This is a genomic window from Pseudarthrobacter sp. TE3704, from assembly GCF_056279405.1.
Genome location: NZ_JBWCCJ010000003.1, coordinates 628,329 through 645,333, shown reverse-complemented (window position 1 = coordinate 645,333; position 17,005 = coordinate 628,329). Strand labels below are relative to the sequence as shown.

The following is a 17,005-nucleotide window of genomic DNA, read 5'->3' as shown; positions in this document are numbered from 1 at the left end:
CGCCCCGTCACCAGGTCATCAGCAGGGGGTCCCATCAGCATGCGTACAGCCGTGCCTCGAGTCCGCGCCGGGTCATCCACCGTGCCCCTCCACCGGAAAACCCTGGCACTCCTCGCCGTGGTGCTGATGGCCCTCATCGCCGTAGTGCTCCCCGCCGGGCCCGCGCAGGCCGCACGGAGCTTTCCGGAAGAGGGGAAGCCGCTGCTGGGCGCAGTCCTTGAATGGGGCGAGGATACCGCCGCCGATTTTGCGGGCCGCTTGGGTGCGTCACCGGCCGTTTTTGGCCATGACATCACCTTTCCCTACCGTCCATCGGAGCAGGACGACATTGAGGGCTTCCTGGAGCAGTCCTCGCTGCAGGGCGCCCACGCGATGCTCACGGTGAAACCGACGGTGCCGCTGGATCAGATTGACGGCGCGGCCGCGAAAGCCTTCGCCGGCGAGGTGCGGGAGCTTGCTTCCACCTTCAAGGGCCAGCTGCTGATCCGGTTTGCCCCGGACATGAACGCAAGCTGGGTTGAGTGGGGCCAGCAGCCCGCTGCCTACCGCGGCGCGTTCCAGGCCGTGACGGCGGCGTTCCGGGAGGCTGACGGCGGCACGGTGATGGTCTGGGAACCGTACCTGGGCACGGACTATCCGTTCGGCCGGAACCGGAACGCGCCTGCGCAGGGAAGTGAAGGGTTCGCGCTGCTTAACACCAACGGTGACGGCCAGTGGGACGGCGGAGACTCAGCCTATGCCCCCTACTATCCCGGGGACGATGCCGTGGATTGGGTGGGCCTGACCGCCTATCACGACGACACAGCCGGCGGTGCGGCGGTCAATACCGTCCCCCGCGCAGGGGAGCTGCAGGAGATGCTGACGGCCTCCGGCGGGGAGAACTTCTACGCCACCTATTCGGAGGGGCGGGACAAGCCGTTCCTCCTGCAGACCGCCGCGTTTTACAGCCCGGCTTCCGGTGGAGCCCCGGAAGCGGACATCAAAACCAGCTGGTGGGACCAGGTAGTGGGGACGGCCACTGATGCCAAGTTCCGCATGACGGGGGCGGTGATGTGGGACGAGCGGACCAGTACCCGGGACACCGGAGTGGCAAGCATCGACTGGCTGCTCACCGGAAACCCGGGCATCGCCAAGGCCGCCTTGGGCAGGCTGGAAGCGTCCCCCATCGTCACCGGCCCCGTCACCGAGGTCAGCTCCGGCAGTGCGTTCGTGCGGGCCAACACCCTCACCGGGGCGGCTGCGTGGACAGTGGGGGCGGCGCTCCTCATCCTCCTGGTCGCCCTGTGGCAGATTCCCCGCCGGGTCAATGCCGCAACGGCGTGGGGATACTCAGACCCGTCCAGCCGGGACTCCCGGGTGGATATGCTGCGCGGCCTGGCCATTGTTTTTGTTGTGGTCAACCACCTGGGTATGACCTCGCTGTTCCAGTTGCTCACGCAGGAAGCGGTGGGGTTCGTCTCGGGCGCCGAGTTGTTCGTCCTGTTCTCCGGCCTGGTGGTGGGTATGGTGTACGGGCCCAGGGCCAAGGATGACTTCGGAACGGTGGTGGACCTCACCTCTCGGAGGGCGGGCAAGCTCTACCTGACCGCGCTGATAGTACTCATCGGCGTCTTCCTGGCCTCGCTGCTGCCGATCTTCCGGACCGACGCCCTGACCACCTTCGTGGACCAGGGAACCGGCGGCGCTGGGCACGACGGCGCCGGACGAACCTACGACCTCTATGCTGGCATGGAGTCCCTGTTCCAGTTCCCGGTGCCGCCGCAGGTGCTGCCTGCCATCCTGCTGCTGCAGTTTGGCCCGTGGCAGTTCAACGTGATGGGACTTTACGTGGTGCTGCTCCTGGTCAGCCCGCTGATCCTTGCGGCGCTCAACCGCGGCAAAGCCGTCTGGGTTCTGGCCGGTGCCCTGGCGGTTTACGCCGCAGGCTCGCTGACCCGTTTCCGGCTCCTTCCTTCGCAGTTCGAGGACTCGTTCCCGCTGCTCGTATGGCAGGTGCTGTTCGTGATCGGACTGGTGGCGGGGTACCACCGGCACAGCATCGTTGCCTGGCTCTCGGCGAGGATCTGGGTGGTGGCCGCGTGCACCGCCGTCGCACTGCTGTTTGCGTTCCTCTCCTGGGGCAACCCCTACCTGGCCAACGGCTTTGACACCCGCCTGGCCATCATCCCGGACCCCTTGTACCGGTCGCTCTACGACGGGCTGTTCGCCCGGACGTACCTTGCGCCGGGACGGCTGCTCAACGTCCTGGTCCTGGTGGTGGCGGCCTACGCCTTCCTCACCGCGTACTGGAAGCCAGTGCAGCGCGCGCTCGGCTGGTTCCTGATTCCGCTGGGCCGCGCCACCCTGTACGTGTTCATCATGCATGTGGTGCTGATCGCCGTCGTGGCCAACATTCCGGCACTGCAGCAGGAGAACGTGCTGCTTAACACTGCCGCTTACGCCGCGGTACTGGGGCTCCTGTGGGTCATGGTCCGGACCAGATTCCTCTTCCGGATCATTCCCACGTAGGCGGGCTCTAACAAACTGAAAGGGCGTGAACCGCCGGCCAGGTGCCGGCGGTTCACGCCCTTTTGTGTGGGCTCTTAGACGAGTCCGGGGTAGCTGGTCATGATGTAGTCCGCAGCGGCGGGGCCCTTCATTCGAAGGCCCGTGTGCCCCGGCGTGATCCTGTTTTTCATGGCCGCCCAGAACTTTGACTCCGGACCGGGGGCCTGCTGGTTGATGAAGCACCAGCTGGTGTAGAGGCCGTAAAGGCGGTCCTGGTCGAGCGTCGAGTCCGAGGACTGATCGATGTAGGTGGCTTCGTGGAGGAAAAGGTCGAACTGCGAATTAGCCATGACGGCGTCCCTTCGCTAAGTGCGTGGCGCCGCCGTTCGGCTACAGCAGCAAGCCTCAACTGCCGTGCACGGGGCAATGGAGTGTGAGGTGGGCCCCGAAAGAAATGAGGTCCGGATGCGGCGTAAACGCTGCATCTACAATGTAGACTTTACTCGTAGACTACAAATACAGCAAGCGTCTGGAATTACCGCTGGACCCTGCACCGCCCCTCCAGGATGGAAACAATGGCTTCCCCGAAAAGCGCTCCGGCTGCCGACCGCAAGGCCAGGCTGAGCCGGGAACTGGTGTTGGCCACGGCCCTGGAACTCGTGGACGCCGAAGGCCTGGACGCGCTGACCATGCGCCGCCTCGGCCAGGAACTTGGCCGGGACCCCATGAGCCTTTACCGCTACGCCGAGAACCGGGCCGCACTGCTGGACGGGGTCTCAGAACTGGTGCTCAACGAACTCCCTGTCCACGAAGAAGACCCGGACTGGAAAGCCCAGCTCCGGCAGATTGCCCACAATCTGCGGCTGCTGGCGCTGCAGCACCCGAACGTGGTGCCGCTGCTGGTGACCCGGCCGCTGTCCACGCCGCTGGGCCTCCGGCCGCTCGGCACCCTGCGTCCGCTCGAACAGATCCTCGCGTTGCTGGTCGGGGCAGGATTTTCGCCGCCGGACGCGTTGCACGTCTACCGCGCATACTACGGCTTCCTGTATGGCCACATCCTGAACGAGCTGCAGGAATTCGTGGTGGACCCGGAGGAGAACGAGGTACTGCTGCGGCTGGGGCTCCACCGGTTGCCTGCCAAGGAATTCCCCCTGCTCCGCGCGCTGGCGCCGGCACTCGCGGAGTACGACGGCTCGGCCGAACTCGACCAGGGGCTCACCATCCTGCTGTCCGGGCTGGAATCCCAGCTCTCGCTGCAGCCTGCGCATTCCCCGTCTTAGCTGCCCCGCCTGCGGCGGAGACGCACCCGCGCACCTACTCGAACGAGGCCCGTCTCCGGTCCTGAACCCGCGTGTTCCAGACATCCGGCCGGGTGACCTTGAAACGCCGGCCGGTGAGTGCGCGTGCTGACAGGCGGATGTAGTGGACCTTCTCGCCCGGCTGCCATGCCTCCAGCCCCGTGCTGTCCACGGCGTCCTTGTCAGCCTGGTCCTCAATGACTCCGGTGCCGCCGCGGGCCACCACGCTCCAGGCCTCTTCGGTGTGGGGATCGTAACCGTCGATTTCGAGGGCAGCGGGCCGTTCCTCCTTGGCGTTCCAGAGCTTGGTGACTCCGGAGGTGCGGAAAACGATGCTTCGGCGGTGGACTACGTAGTTGACCGGGAAGATCTCGGGGTGGTCGTCCACCACAACGGCCAGCCGGCCAAGGGTGTCACCGTCAAGCAATTCCCAGCACTCATCAAAGGTCAGGTTCCCGGTGGGCTGCTCGTGAGTAGTCATGACCACACCCTACGGCCCTGAAAATCGTTATTGAATACCGGCGAACAATTCATTCAGCTCCGCGGTCAGCTCCTTCTGGAGCGAAGGCGTGCCGATCTCCTTGCCGTCTATCCGGTTCACGGGGGCAAGCATGCGGATGCTCGAGATCAGCCAGACGGCGTCAGCGTCGAGGAGGTCCCGGGGTTCCAGCGGGCCGTAACCCAGCTCCCAGCCCGCAGCCTTGGCGGCGGTGAACAGGGCACCCTGGGATGTCCCGGCCAGGATGCCGCTGTCCAGCTGGGGCGTGATGAGGCGCTTAACGGAAGTCCCGTCGTCGGATTTTTCCACATGGGCGAGCAGCACGGTGGACGTGGGGCCCTCCAGGACCCGACCATCGGAGGAGAAGAAAATGACGTCGTCTGCGCCCTGCTTATGGGCGTGGCGCAGGGCGGCCATGTTCACAGCGTAGGAGAGGGTCTTGGCACCGAGGAGGAGCCAGGGGGCACGTTCGGCGGCGTCGCTGTCGTAGCCGCGGTCAAGGAGGATGACATCGATGCCCGTTTCGCGTTGCCGGCGTCCTGCCTCCCCTACGGGTGACACCTGCACCCAGGCGATGGGGTTGGGGGCACCTTCGACGCCCCGGGTTACCATCAGCTTGACCACCAGCTCATCCTCGGAAGCGGAGGCCGCCGGGTACTGGGACCGGTGCTCCGCGAGGCCGGTCGCAATGGCGCGCCGCCACGCGTCCTGATCCGGGATCCTAAGGTCCATCGCCTCGGCGGAACCGCCAAGCCGGTCAAGGTGTGCCTGCAGCTTGCGGACCGTCCCACCCACGGCCAGCATGGTTTCGAAGATACCGTCACCCCGTGTGGCGCCTTGGTCCGTGACCATCAGCTGCGGCTTGGTCGCGTCGGCCGGCCGGCCGTCGGGGAAAGCGGGGTCGAGGAAAACGAGAACCACGGAAGCTGGAGAGGTCATGGCTCCAGCTTAGTGCGGCGCCACGCGGATAAGCTGGGCGGAGTGCCCCGGCCGGAACCGCCCGCCGGGAGCCCATGTTCCGGGGGTTTTCTCGTGTTGTGGCCATTTTCGCTTGCCGGCTCCGCGCCGATGTGGGTAGTGGTGCTGCTTGCCGTCGCCGATCTGGCCATCAGGGTGCTTGCCCTGGGAATCATTCCGGGAAACCGGCGCCCCACCACCGCCATGGCCTGGCTGCTGGGCATCTTCTTTGTGCCCTTTGTGGGCATCGTCCTGTTCCTGCTTTTTGGCAACTTCAAGCTGTCCAGCCGCCGCCGCGAGCAGCAGCAGCAGGTCAATGACCGGGTGCGCGCTGGCATTTCCTCCCTCGCCGACGTCGAAAGCGTCTACCCCGGCCCTGAATGGGTGAAGTCTGCGGCCGAGCTGAACCGCAGGCTGGGCTCCCTGCCCATGGTGGACGGCAACGCGGTGGACCTCATTCCCGGCTACCCGGACTCCATCCTGGCCATGACGGAGGCAGTGCGGAAGGCGAAGAAGTTCGTCAACGCCGAGTTCTACATCATGAGCACGGACCACATCACCAATGACCTGCTCACCGCCCTTGAGGAAGCGGCCGAGCGCGGGGTGGAAGTGCGGGTGCTCTTCGACCACATCGGCACCCTCCGGGTCCAGGGCTACAGGAACCTCCTCAAACGCCTCAAGGCCGGCAAAATCCAGTGGAAGCGGATGCTGCCGCTCATGCCCATCCATGGCCAGTGGCGCCGGCCCGATCTCCGGAACCACCGCAAGATCATGGTGATCGACGGCGAGATCGCCTTCACGGGGTCGCAGAACCTCATCGAGCCCTCCTACAACAACCCCCGGCACCGCAAGGCCGGCCGCGAGTGGGTGGAGCTGATGGCGTGCCTGCGCGGCCCCATCGTCACCACCCTGAACGTTGTTTTCGCCACCGACTGGCTCAGTGAAACGGACGAGTCCCTGGAGCACCAGCTGCACCTCCCCGCGAACCCCCATCCCGGCGAGGTCACGGCGCAGGTGGTCCCCAGCGGCCCGGGCTTCATCACGGAAAACAACCTGCGGCTGTTCAATACCCTGATCTACTCGGCCCAGCACCGCATCTCCATCTGCAGCCCTTACTTCGTGCCGGACGATTCGCTGCTCTACGCCATCACCACGGCCGCCCAGCGCGGTGTGGACGTGGAACTGTTTGTTTCCGAGAAAGGCGACCAGTTCCTGGTCCACCACGCCCAGCGCTCCTACTACGAGGCGCTGCTGGAGGCGGGCGTGCGCATCTTCCTCTACAAGGCACCGTTTGTGCTGCACGCCAAGCACTTCACCATCGACGACGAAGTGGCGGTCCTGGGCTCCAGCAACATGGACATGCGCTCGTTCTCGCTCAACCTTGAAGTGTCCGTGATGCTGCTGGGTGACGACATCGTGGCAAAGATGCGCGCGGTGGAGGACACCTACCGGGACATTTCCCATGAACTACGGCTGGCGGACTGGCTCAACCGTCCGCTGGCGGCGCGGTACGTGGACAACGTGGCCCGGCTGACGGCAACGGTGCAGTAGGAAAAACAGTGCAGTAAGTAACTGGGCAAGACCCGCGGGAAACAAAACCACGCCAACCAGAGCTGATCCTGACTGCCGCCTTGAGAAAGGAAACCTGATGCCGTCCATTGTCAACACCAACGGTGAGCTCGTCACCCTTGAAGCAGGAGACTACACAGCAGTTGTCACCACAGTGGGGGCAGGGCTGCACAGCCTGTCTTTCCGGGGGCAAGACCTGGTCCTGCCCTTCCCTCCCGACGAACTGCCTCCCGCTTACGCAGGCAAGACGCTTATGCCGTGGCCAAACCGGGTGAACGGTGGAACCTATTCCTTTGGCGGGCAGCGTTATGAGTTGCCGGTGAACGAGGTGGCCACCGGCAGTGCGTTGCACGGGCTTGCCCTATGGAGCGAATGGCGGATGGAGCAGCGCACGCAGGCCGCCGTGACGCTGGCGCACCTGCTGCACGGCGAACCCGGGTATCCCTTTCCGCTCGCGCTCTCAGCGTCCTATGCGCTTGACGCGGACACGGGGCTTCGCGTCGCGCTCAGTGCTGTCAACGTCGGCACAACACCGGCGCCCTACGGTTGTGGCTCCCACCCTTACCTCACAGTGGGCGGTGAGGACATCTCCAACTGCGAGTTGAGCTTCCGGGCGGGCAAAGTACTCCTGACTGACGAAAAGCTCCGGCCCACGGAGCTTGTTGACACCCAGGGCACCGACTTCGATTTCTCGGACGCCCGCATGATCGCTTCACAGTCGCTGGACCATGCCTTCACCGGCCTCCCGGAGGGGGAGTGGGACGTCACCCTCCGCAACCCTGCCCTGCAGCTTGCGGCTGTCGTGCAATCGACGGGAGCCCAGGCGCCGTGGCTGCAGCTCTACTCGGGAGAGCTGCGCGGCCGTAAGGGACTGGCTGTTGAGCCGATGAGCTGCCCGCCCGACGCTTTCAACTCGGGTCACGACCTTGTTGTCCTGCAGTCCGGCCAATCGCATGAGCTCGTGTTTAGGATCCATGCCTTGGAGGGATAGACAACCTGAGGCTGTGCCTGCCGCGGCGCGGCACATCAGGCGCCCGGGAACTCCGCACCCAGCGTGGACAGCACTCCATATGCCTTGGTGCGGATCTCCTCGTACTCCTCGTCCGGCACCGAGTCGGCGGTGATGGCGCCGCCGACGCCGAGCGTCAGTTCCGCGGTTCCGTTCCCGTCTGCGCTGATCACCAGGGTCCGGATGGCGACGGCGAGGTCCGTTGCGCCGTTCAGCGAGAAGTATCCAATGGCGCCGGAATAGAGCCCCCGCGGTTCGCCTTCCAGCTGGTCGAGGATGGCCATGGTGCTGATTTTGGGCGCGCCGGTCATCGAGCCCGCCGGGAAGCAGGCCGCAACTGCCTCCGCCCGGGACGATCCGGGCAGGAGGCGGGCGTCAATGGTGCTGACCATCTGGTGCACGGTGGCGTAGCTCTCGATGGCGCAGAGCCGGCTAACCGTGACGGAACCTGGGGCGGCGAAATGGCTGAGGTCGTTCCGCAGCAGGTCGACAATCATGATGTTCTCCGCGCGGTCCTTCAATGACGTGGCCAGATCGGTGCGCAGCTGTGCATCCTCGGCCGGATCAGCAGCCCGGCGCCTGGTGCCCTTGATCGGTTCGGCGCGCATGCCGCCGTCGGACGCTATCTTGAGGAACCGTTCGGGGGAGGTGCTGGCTACCGTGACGTTGCCCAGCCGGAGGAAGCTCGCGAAGGGTGCGGGGTTCCTTCGGCGAAGCGCCAGGTACATGCTCCACGGGTCCAAGGTGTCGGCCGGCACGCGGGCTGACAGTGTTGTGGTCAGACAGACCTCGTAGGTGTTTCCCTCGGCGATCTCGTGTTGGGCAGCGGCAATCTTTTCCCGATATTCCACGCCTGTGTCGCGGCTGTGAAAGGCCGGCGCTGCAGGGAGTACGACGCCGGTGCTGCCGCCGGGAGGGGTTCCTTCTTGCCGTTGCGCCGCGTCTTCGACGGCCGCTGCCGCGGCGTCCAGCCAGTCCTCCGCGTCCGGAGCCTCCAGGGCGAGGAGCCAGGCCGTGCCCTCGGCGTGGTCCAGCACCACGGCCCTGCCTGCGAAGATCAGCGCGGCGTCAGGGGTGGGTGCAGGCAGGTCGGTACCACCGGTTTCGCGCTTGAGCTCATAGCCCAGGCACCCCAGCCAGCCCAGTGTGAAGTGGCCCGGGTAGCCTTCGGGCGCACGGACGGCCCGGCGGCCCCAAACGGTGTCGAGCCACCGGAAGAACGGTCCGTTCACCCGGACCGCCGCGGAGCTCGTGTTGATCAGGCTTTCCCCGGAGCGGTGGGTCACTGCCTGGCCGAAAGTGCCGCCGTCGTCCGCCATGATGCTGAAGCGGCTGCGCCCGGCGGCTGTCTTTTCCGCCAGGTCCTCCCCGCCTGGCTGGAAACCAGCGGCAGCGGCGTTGGACGAGTCCAGCCAGACGGCGTTGGCCGAGCCGCCATAGAGGGAGCGGAACAGGGCCGGGGCGTCCGGGAGCCGGTCCAGCCGCCTTGCCCTGAGGCTGAGGCCGCGGCGGGCGGACAGTTCGGGTGCCAGGACCGGGGCCAGTGCCGGGAGGTAGGGGAGGAGTTGCAGCAGGTCGGTCACCGCGGAACCGTCTGCGAGATTGTTGACGCGGACATCCGCGTGCCGCGGGACGTCATCGCGCGCCAGCCATTCCTCTTCCTGCGCCGCCCACTGGTCCCAGTAGGGTTCATAGGTGTCACCGTCGCGGTCCAGTGCCCGGGTCCGCCGCACGTCGTCCGGCGACTCGGCCCAGATCACGGCGCTCAGGAGCGGACGCGCTTCCGCCGCTGCCGCCCCCACTCCCTCCACGATGACGATCTCTGCGGGAAGCGTTACCTTGTGGTCGCCGTCGTAATGTTTCTCCCAGTCCCAGCTGATCCATGTTGCCGCCTCCCCCCGGCTCAGCGGGCCGAGGACGGTGGAGACGTAGCGTTCGACGCCGGCCGCGAGGCCGTTCCAGCCGGGGTAGATGTCTTCGAGGTGGAAGAGGGAGACCTTGTGGTGAACGCGCAGGCGGGCCGCCAGTTCGACGGCGAGTGTGGTCTTCCCTGCGCCCGAGCGCCCGTCGACGGCGATGATGACGGGGGCTGGGCTCATGGATTAGAGCGTACCGTTATCCCTGCCGGGCTTTCATCCGGGGGTTCTTCTTGTTAATGACAAAGGTCCTGCCGCGGCGGCGGACAATTTGTGCCCCCGGGATCTTCTTCAGTGCCCGTAGTGAATTGCGTACCTTCATGGTGTTCTTCCTTTGTTTGTTTTTTGATGATGAATCGGCGGGTGCTAGCTGGCAGGCCGGAGGCCGAAGGGGTCGTGCAGGCCCTCACCGGATGCCAGTTCCTCGTCGGTGAGCTCGCAGTTCCGCAGGAGCCTCTCGAACTCCTCCGGATCCAGGTCCTCTCCCGTTGCGGCAATCACGGTGGCGGCGGCAGGGGCCAGTGCGCGCACCGCGGACTGCTTCCCGGGCCGCCCCTCCGGCCAGCCGCCCACGTTTTCGAGCCAGACCCGCGGGCCGATGCCCTGGATTGCTATCCGGCATTCGGGCGCGGAGGCGACCCACAGTTGGCCCCGCAGGACGCAGCAGCCCTGGGCGAGGATGCCCAGCGCCCGGCGGAAACGTCCGGGATGGAGGGGGCGCTCAACATGCTGGAACACGGTGGTGAACGGCGAGCCGGCGCCGTTGCCGTCCGGGCGGGGCTCCTGGATGGTCCCCGGAGCTGTCCTTGCCACGGCCTCCGCATACCGGTGCAGGCCGGGTCGGACAGCTGCGGCGCCGGGTGCAATGTCTGCATGCGGGGCCACTTCCCGGATCAGGTGCAGGCCACGTTTCCGCCCCACGGGATCAGCCGGAACGATATCCGGTTCTGCCGGCAGGACGGTGTCCACAAACGCGAGTTCGCCGAGCAGGAATTCACCGGGTGTGCGCTCGTCATCGGCCACCGGAGTAAACCCGGACTCGAACAGCGTGTGCGGGTCCCAGATGTGGTCCTCCACCGCGTCCGGGGCACAGGCAAGGATGGCGGAGGAAACCCGGGCCGGGCTCCTGAGGCCCCGGTCCAATGCGGAAACGGCGACCGACGCAGGCACGGCCGGAGGCAGGCCGATGATGATCGGCTGACCCCGATTTTCCTCAATCAACCGGTCGACGGCCGGGACCAGGTCCAGGCGGACCGCACAACTGAGGCAGCCGTGCTCCAGCGTGGTTTCGTCCCGTTCCAGCATTATGGAGCCGCTGTACACGCGGCGGATGACGAGTCCGTTTTCCAAAAGGTCGTGGAGGATCACCAGGCTTCCCGGGTGGGCGGCAGCCAGGCCCTCGCAGGCCTGCTGGCGGCAGAGGGCATCAAGGGAACTGACAACGATCAGGTGCATGCAAGCAGAGTAGTTGAGAATCATTCTCAATTACAAGCGCTGCCACGTCAGTCCCGCACGCCGTGTTGTGCCTGCCTGTGGAGGCCCTCCATCGGACGGAACTTCAGAGGGTCTGTTTCTCCCGGTGGACGTCCCGGAGCACTGCCGTCCTGATGTGGTCCACGATGCCTGGCAGGGCGGCGCTGATCTGGCGCCATACAGTGTCGAAATCGGCCTGCCCGCCGTACCAGGGGTCCTCAATCCCCTGGTCCAGCATGTCCCGGCCGGCCACTTTGGGGTCGAAGCTGCGCAGCATGCGGATCTTTTCCAGTGACTCGCGGTCCGGGGCCGCCTCGCTCAGCCAGGCGTAGTGGTCGACGTCCAGCGCCAGGATCAGGTCCCGTTCACGGAACCAGTCGGGAATCCATTCCCGGGCAATGTGAAGTTCGGAAGCAAGGTGCGTAACCGCCAGTTTGCGGGCGGCGCGGGGATCGATGGGCCGGCCCGCCTCATAACCTGTGGTTCCGGCCGAGTCCACGGCTACCATTCTGTCCAGCCCTTCCCGCTCCAGGGCCGCCCTCAGCATAAGTTCAGCCATGGGGGAGCGGCAGATGTTGCCGGTGCAGACGGCAATGACGCGGTATGGGCTCGACGCTGAGTTCATGAAAGTAAGCATGCGCGCTAATTGGCCCTGTTGGCTAGGGCCCGATTCATAAATGTTGACAGGCTTGTAAAGAACGATGACTATCCGTGCCATTCCCGCACTTTTGAGCCGCCCCGGACGGGCTAGTGGATCAGGGCAAGCAGGATTCCGACGGCCACAAACAGCACGCCAAACACTTTGCTGAGGAGCAACTGTCCACGGCTGGTCTGGGTAAAACGCTGGAAGGACCTGGCTGTGGCGGCGAAGAAGAACCACATCACCAGGATGTCGATGCCCACAATGGTGGCGGTGAGCACCGCATACTGCGCGAAGAGGGGCTGTTCGGGCCGGATGAACTGCGGCATGAACGCGAGGAAGAAGACGATGGCCTTTGGGTTGAGCAGGTTGACCCACAACCCGCGCCGGAAGATCGACCAGGCCGGCTCGTTCCGCAGGGCCTCAGCCTTGTCCTCTTCAATGTCCGGCTTGCTGAGGAACTGCCGGACCCCCAGGTACACGAGGTACGAGGCGCCTGCATAGCGGATCACGTTGAAAGCCACCGGGGAGCTGGCAACCAGCACGCCCACCCCCAGGGCCACGATCACCACGTGGACCACCAGGGCTGCCTGCTGCCCGAGGATTCCCCACATCGAGCGCCGGAAACCGGCGTTCAGCGAGTTGCTCATGGTGTTGATGGCCCCCGCGCCCGGGGTGAAGCTGATCAGGGCGCCGGCGCCGGCCAGAGCCAGCCAAAGGGAAAATTGCACCTCACAATCCTACTCGGCACACGTGCGGCGACAGCCGTCACCACAATGTGGTCGTTTGGAGGCGCGGTTTTCCAGGTGGGTCACCCGAAAGGTCAGCCGCATTTCCCGTGCTTTGAATGCACCCAATGGTCCATTGTGCACGGCAGGCCCAGGCGATAGCGGTCAAAATAGTAGTGGGGTCCGTTCGACATGTACCCGGCATCATCGAGGCCGAAATGTCCGATCATGACGAATCCACGGTGAAGGGCCAGTTCCCGCAACTCCTCCGCTTCTACGAGGACCGGTTCATGGATGTCAGCGCACTCCGGCCAGCACCCGGCATGTGCGATCGCAAAGTACCGCGTCGAGTCCTGATCCAAATGACGCAGGATGGTGTCGTAATGGGGTTTGAGCCTCCCGTCGAATTGGCAGCTGACAAGCGCAATGTCTCCAAACTGCATGTCGGCGTCCAGCTCAATCAGGACGAGCCGGGGTAGGAGTTCGCCAGCGGGAGCTATCAGCAGACGTGCAAGGAACTCGAGGTCGAAGCCTGCTTGGATGATCATGCTTCGATGCTATGGACCCGGAGTTGCAGGCGGGAGTACAAGCACAGGCTATGTGGACAAGGACTTATGCCCGGGCGATGACCTCTCCATTGGGGATCAGGAACCAGCCGTCGTCTGTGGACCCCCAGCGGTGCCAGCCTGCTGAGATGCGCGCCAGGTCCGCGGGATTGGCAAAGCCATACTCCAGTGCCTGCTCCGCGAAGGCGGAGTGAAGTACCCGCTCGCCCCAGACGCGCGCCTGCCAGCGGCGCTGCTGGCCAGTGGCGTAAAGCCAGTTGCTGCTGGTGGGGGCGACGTCCGTGAAGCCCGCCGCCTGGGCCCAGCTGACCAGCCGCCGACCGGCGTCGGGCTCTGCTCCGTTCCGCCGCGCGATGCGCTGGTACAGGTCCATCCACTCGTCCAGTTCAGGGATGGCGGGATACCAGCTCATGCCGTGGAAATCGGCGTCCCGCACGGCAACGATGCCGCCCGGCTTGGCCACGCGGCGCATCTCCCGGAGAGCCTCAACCGGATCGGTAAGATGCTGCAGCACCTGGTGGGCGTGGACCACGTCGAAGGTTTCGTCCTCGAAGTCCAGGTCATAGATGTTTCCGGCCACGAACTCCACGTTGGGCACCTCGCGCTCGACGGCGAGGGCCTGCGCCTGGGCGATGATGTCCGGTGAGCGGTCCAGGCCGGTGACTTTTCCGGGGCTGACAAGGGTGGCGAAATCGCAGGTGATGGTGCCCGGGCCGCAGCCGACGTCCAGGACGTCCGAGCCCGGCGTCAGGTGCGGCAGGACAAACGCGGCGGAATTCTCTGCGGTCCTGGCGGCATGGGCGCGGACCACCGATTCGTGGTGTCCGTGCGTGTAAACGTCGTCTTCAGGCTGCTGGGCACTCATAACCAAACGCTACCCCCAACCGGGCTGCATTTAACGTCGTGAAAAGCGCGTTTGTCGCTACTCGCTGGAGGTTTCGTCCCGCGCCGCCACCGTTGCTTCCACCATCGCCGTCATGAACCGGGAAACGGTCTCCAGTTCATCCTCGGAGAAGCTGGCCATGGCGGTCCCCATGTGGCGTGCGAGCGGGCCGAAGATGGCGCCGCCCTCCTGGTATGCCTTGGGCGTCATCTTGAGCTGGACCTGCCTCCGGTCCGAGGTGCCGCGCTCGCGGACCACGTGGCCAGAGCTGTCCAGCCTGTCGATCAGGGCGGTGGTGGCCGGCGAACTCAGGTGCAGCTCCTTGCGGAGGATGCCGGGCGTGACCACGCTGCCCTTGGCCGTGTGCCGCATGATGACGGCCAGGGCGTTCAGGTCCGTCCGGTGCATGTCTTTCCGGCCCCCGGCCGCATCGACGTACCGGTTGGCTTCGATCGTGAAGTCCTGAAGGAGCCGGACCAGGGGGTGGGGGCCGCCATTGGGTACGGGGCCTGCGGGAGGAGCCTGCACGCCGGAGGGTTCCTTGCCTGCCATGCCACCTCCTTCATTCTTCGTCACTCACCCGCACCGGATCTGCCGGACCGTCCTGACGGATATTACTTCAGCAGCCCAGCGACCCGTGTACCGGTGAAGCAAAAGAAAAAAGCTTGACTGGCACTTATCTCTATTATGGAGATACTCTGTTGTGGAACAAGTCTACGCCCCTGTCCCCTCCGGAAGGCATCATGAAACATCACACCGCTGGCAAGGAACGTGTCCCGTTCTGGCTGCGCTGGCTCCTCCCTGTCATCCTGGTGCTCACCTGGCTTGCGATCGCGGGCGTGGGCGGACCCACCTTTGGACGGCTGGAGGAAGTGTCCTCGAATGACCAGGCCTCGTTCCTGCCGGCAAGCGCCGAGGCAACGGCTGCCCAGGACTGGCAGGCAAGGTTCCGGGATTCGGACGAGGTTCCCGGCGTCATCGTTATTGAAAGCGGCGCACCTTTCACCCCGGCCCAGTTGGGCGAAGTGGCCGGCCTCCGGACGGAACTGGAAGAGCTGAAACTGGGCAGCGCCGTCGTCGGGCCTATTCCGTCCGAAGACGGCAAAGCCGTCCAGTTCATCGTCCCGGTCAATGAATCGACGGAAATCAAGGAAGCCGTCCAGGAGCTGCGGGACACGGTGGCTGAAGCGGCGCCTGCCGGGATGCAGGCCTTCGTCACCGGCCCCGCAGGCCTGGCGGCCGACCTCACCGCGGCGTTCGCCGGCATTGACGGGATCCTGCTGCTGGTGGCGCTGGCCGCCGTGTTCGTGATCCTGCTGATCGTCTACCGGTCGCTGCTCCTGCCCATCATGGTCCTCCTGACGTCCGTCTTTGCGCTGTGCGCCGCCATCCTCCTGGTCTTCGGAATGGCCAAGGCCGGCTGGATCCAGCTGAACGGCCAAAGCCAGGGCATCCTCTCCATCCTGGTGATCGGCGCCGCTACGGACTATGCCCTGCTGTATGTGGCGCGCTTCCGCGAGGCGCTGACACACACCACCAACCGCACCGGGGCCGTCCTGACAGCCTGGAAAGCATCCTTCGAGCCCATCCTGGCCTCGGGCGCCACGGTGATCATTGCCCTGCTGTGCCTCCTCTTCTCGGACCTCAACTCCAACAAGGCGCTCGGTCCCGTGGCCGCCGCGGGCATCCTCTGTTCGCTGTTCGCCGCGCTGACCCTCCTGCCCGCCCTGATGGCGCTCCTGGGCCGCGCAGCCTTCTGGCCTTTCCGCCCCAAGCTGGTGCCCGCCGAAGAGCGAGAACCGGAACTGGTCACCGGGCTGGAAGGCCAAAAGGGGCTGTGGCGCGCCACCGGCTCCCTGGTGTCGCGGAGGCCGCGAACTATCTGGGTTGCCTCGGTCCTGTTGCTCGTGGCGGCCTCGGCCGGCGTCCTGCAGCTCAAGGCCAACGGCGTGCCGCAGACGGACGTGATCCTCTCCGCCTCCAATGCTGTTGACGGCCAGGACGCCCTGGCTCGCCACTTCGACGCGGGCAGCGGCAGCCCCGCCGTCGTGGTGGCGGACCAGGGCAAGGCCCAGGAGGTCCTCAACAGCGTGAAGGCGGCCGACGGCGTGGGCGAGGCCTACCTGTTGGCTGAGGGCAGTGTGCCCATCACCGGGGCCCCGGGCACTCCCAGCGAGCCGGACGTCCGCGAGGGCAGGGTGCTGATCAATGCCACCCTGAGCTCTGCCGCTGATTCACTGGAAGCCGAGGAAGCCGTCAAGGCCCTCCGCAACGACGTCAAGGCCGTGGACCCCGGGGCGCTGGTGGGTGGCGTCACGGCCACCGCATTGGACACCAACACCACCGCCCAGCGTGACCTGGTGATCATCATCCCGGTGGTCCTGGTGGTGATCCTCTTCATCCTGATGCTGCTGCTGCGCTCGGTGGTGGCCCCGGTCCTGCTGGTGCTCTCCGTCGTGCTGTCCTACGCCGCAGCCATGGGCGTGTCAGCCTTGGTCTTCAACAACATCTTGGGCTTCCCCGGCGCCGACGCCACCGTTCCGCTGTTCGGTTTTGTGTTCCTGGTGGCGCTGGGCGTGGACTACAACATCTTCCTGATGAGCCGGGTCCGCGAGGAGTCCCTGAAGCACGGCACCCGCCCCGGCATCCTCCGCGGCCTGGGCGTCACCGGCGGGGTCATCACCTCGGCCGGTGTGGTGCTGGCCGCGACGTTCGCCGCGCTGGGGGTCATCCCCATCATGTTCCTGGTGCAGCTGGCCTTCATTGTGGCTTTCGGCGTGCTGCTGGACACCGTGCTGGTGCGCTCGCTGCTGGTACCTGCCCTGGCCTACGACATCGGCCCGAAGATCTGGTGGCCGAGCAAGCTGGGACGGCCGGAGGCGGATACTGCTGCGCGCTCCGGCGCCGGCACCAGCCCGGAGACAGACCTGGAAGGTGCTGGCCGCCGGTAAAGCCGCGGGGCTTTGCGGAAGGCCGTATC

General features: G+C 65.6%; 16 protein-coding genes. 5 read left to right on the top strand and 11 right to left on the bottom strand.

Annotated elements, in window-relative coordinates; translation table 11 throughout:
• Positions 1-39: 39 nt before the first annotated feature.
• Positions 40-2,508 (top strand): OpgC domain-containing protein, encoded by a 2,469-nt coding sequence (opgC, locus tag ACZ9BC_RS10745; RefSeq protein ID WP_476245912.1) that lies wholly within the window; start codon positions 40-42, stop codon positions 2,506-2,508.
• A gap of 74 nt (positions 2,509-2,582) precedes the next feature.
• On the opposite strand, the gene ACZ9BC_RS10740 is transcribed toward opgC, so the two are convergent.
• Positions 2,583-2,837, bottom strand: a complete 255-nt coding sequence (locus tag ACZ9BC_RS10740) for a hypothetical protein (RefSeq protein WP_275727273.1) — start codon at positions 2,835-2,837, stop codon at positions 2,583-2,585.
• 225 nt (positions 2,838-3,062) lie between these two features.
• Here ACZ9BC_RS10740 and ACZ9BC_RS10735 point away from each other — a divergent pair, with 225 nt between their 5' ends.
• On the top strand, positions 3,063-3,767 hold the full coding sequence (locus ACZ9BC_RS10735) for a TetR/AcrR family transcriptional regulator C-terminal domain-containing protein (protein WP_476245911.1): 705 nt from the start codon (positions 3,063-3,065) through the stop codon (positions 3,765-3,767).
• A gap of 34 nt (positions 3,768-3,801) precedes the next feature.
• Here ACZ9BC_RS10735 and ACZ9BC_RS10730 read toward each other — a convergent pair whose 3' ends face one another.
• Positions 3,802-4,266, bottom strand: coding sequence for a pyridoxamine 5'-phosphate oxidase family protein (locus ACZ9BC_RS10730; RefSeq protein ID WP_476245910.1), 465 nt, complete (start codon positions 4,264-4,266; stop codon positions 3,802-3,804).
• Between the two features lie 27 nt (positions 4,267-4,293).
• The gene (locus ACZ9BC_RS10725) at positions 4,294-5,223 is read right to left on the bottom strand and encodes an aminodeoxychorismate lyase (RefSeq protein ID WP_476245909.1); all 930 of its coding nucleotides are present in this window, start codon (positions 5,221-5,223) and stop codon (positions 4,294-4,296) included.
• Positions 5,224-5,352: 129 nt separating this feature from the next.
• On the opposite strand from ACZ9BC_RS10725, the gene cls reads away from it, so the two are divergent.
• Together cls and ACZ9BC_RS10715 are read left to right on the top strand one after the other, a co-directional pair.
• Positions 5,353-6,792: a cardiolipin synthase gene (gene cls / locus ACZ9BC_RS10720; protein ID WP_476245996.1), complete on the top strand. Its 1,440-nt coding sequence runs from the start codon at positions 5,353-5,355 to the stop codon at positions 6,790-6,792.
• Positions 6,793-6,889: 97 nt separating this feature from the next.
• Positions 6,890-7,801 carry an aldose-1-epimerase gene (locus ACZ9BC_RS10715; RefSeq protein ID WP_476245908.1) on the top strand — a complete coding sequence of 304 codons (912 nt, stop codon included), beginning with the start codon at positions 6,890-6,892 and terminating at the stop codon, positions 7,799-7,801.
• A gap of 35 nt (positions 7,802-7,836) precedes the next feature.
• Here ACZ9BC_RS10715 and pabB read toward each other — a convergent pair whose 3' ends face one another.
• The 8 genes from pabB to ACZ9BC_RS10675 form a co-directional block, all read right to left on the bottom strand.
• Complete coding sequence (pabB, locus tag ACZ9BC_RS10710) at positions 7,837-9,918, bottom strand: aminodeoxychorismate synthase component I (protein WP_476245907.1); 2,082 nt, start codon at positions 9,916-9,918, stop codon at positions 7,837-7,839.
• Positions 9,919-9,934: 16 nt separating this feature from the next.
• The gene (gene ykgO / locus ACZ9BC_RS10705) at positions 9,935-10,057 is read right to left on the bottom strand and encodes a type B 50S ribosomal protein L36 (RefSeq protein ID WP_011693081.1); all 123 of its coding nucleotides are present in this window, start codon (positions 10,055-10,057) and stop codon (positions 9,935-9,937) included.
• Positions 10,058-10,101: 44 nt separating this feature from the next.
• Positions 10,102-11,190, bottom strand: a complete 1,089-nt coding sequence (locus ACZ9BC_RS10700; RefSeq protein WP_476245906.1) for a GTP-binding protein — start codon at positions 11,188-11,190, stop codon at positions 10,102-10,104.
• A gap of 103 nt (positions 11,191-11,293) precedes the next feature.
• Positions 11,294-11,833: a low molecular weight protein-tyrosine-phosphatase gene (locus ACZ9BC_RS10695; protein ID WP_476245905.1), complete on the bottom strand. Its 540-nt coding sequence runs from the start codon at positions 11,831-11,833 to the stop codon at positions 11,294-11,296.
• A gap of 122 nt (positions 11,834-11,955) precedes the next feature.
• Positions 11,956-12,579 carry a LysE family transporter gene (locus ACZ9BC_RS10690; RefSeq protein ID WP_476245904.1) on the bottom strand — a complete coding sequence of 208 codons (624 nt, stop codon included), beginning with the start codon at positions 12,577-12,579 and terminating at the stop codon, positions 11,956-11,958.
• A gap of 92 nt (positions 12,580-12,671) precedes the next feature.
• On the bottom strand, positions 12,672-13,124 hold the full coding sequence (locus ACZ9BC_RS10685; RefSeq protein ID WP_476245903.1) for a hypothetical protein: 453 nt from the start codon (positions 13,122-13,124) through the stop codon (positions 12,672-12,674).
• A 64-nt stretch (positions 13,125-13,188) separates the two neighbouring features.
• Positions 13,189-14,007, bottom strand: a complete 819-nt coding sequence (locus tag ACZ9BC_RS10680; RefSeq protein WP_476245902.1) for a methyltransferase domain-containing protein — start codon at positions 14,005-14,007, stop codon at positions 13,189-13,191.
• 57 nt (positions 14,008-14,064) lie between these two features.
• Positions 14,065-14,577, bottom strand: a complete 513-nt coding sequence (locus ACZ9BC_RS10675) for a MarR family winged helix-turn-helix transcriptional regulator (RefSeq protein ID WP_115523928.1) — start codon at positions 14,575-14,577, stop codon at positions 14,065-14,067.
• 191 nt (positions 14,578-14,768) lie between these two features.
• Between ACZ9BC_RS10675 and ACZ9BC_RS10670 the strand changes: the two genes are divergently transcribed.
• A complete protein-coding gene (locus tag ACZ9BC_RS10670; RefSeq protein WP_476245901.1) occupies positions 14,769-16,976 on the top strand; it encodes an MMPL family transporter in 2,208 nt (735 codons plus the stop codon).
• Positions 16,977-17,005: the final 29 nt, after the last annotated feature.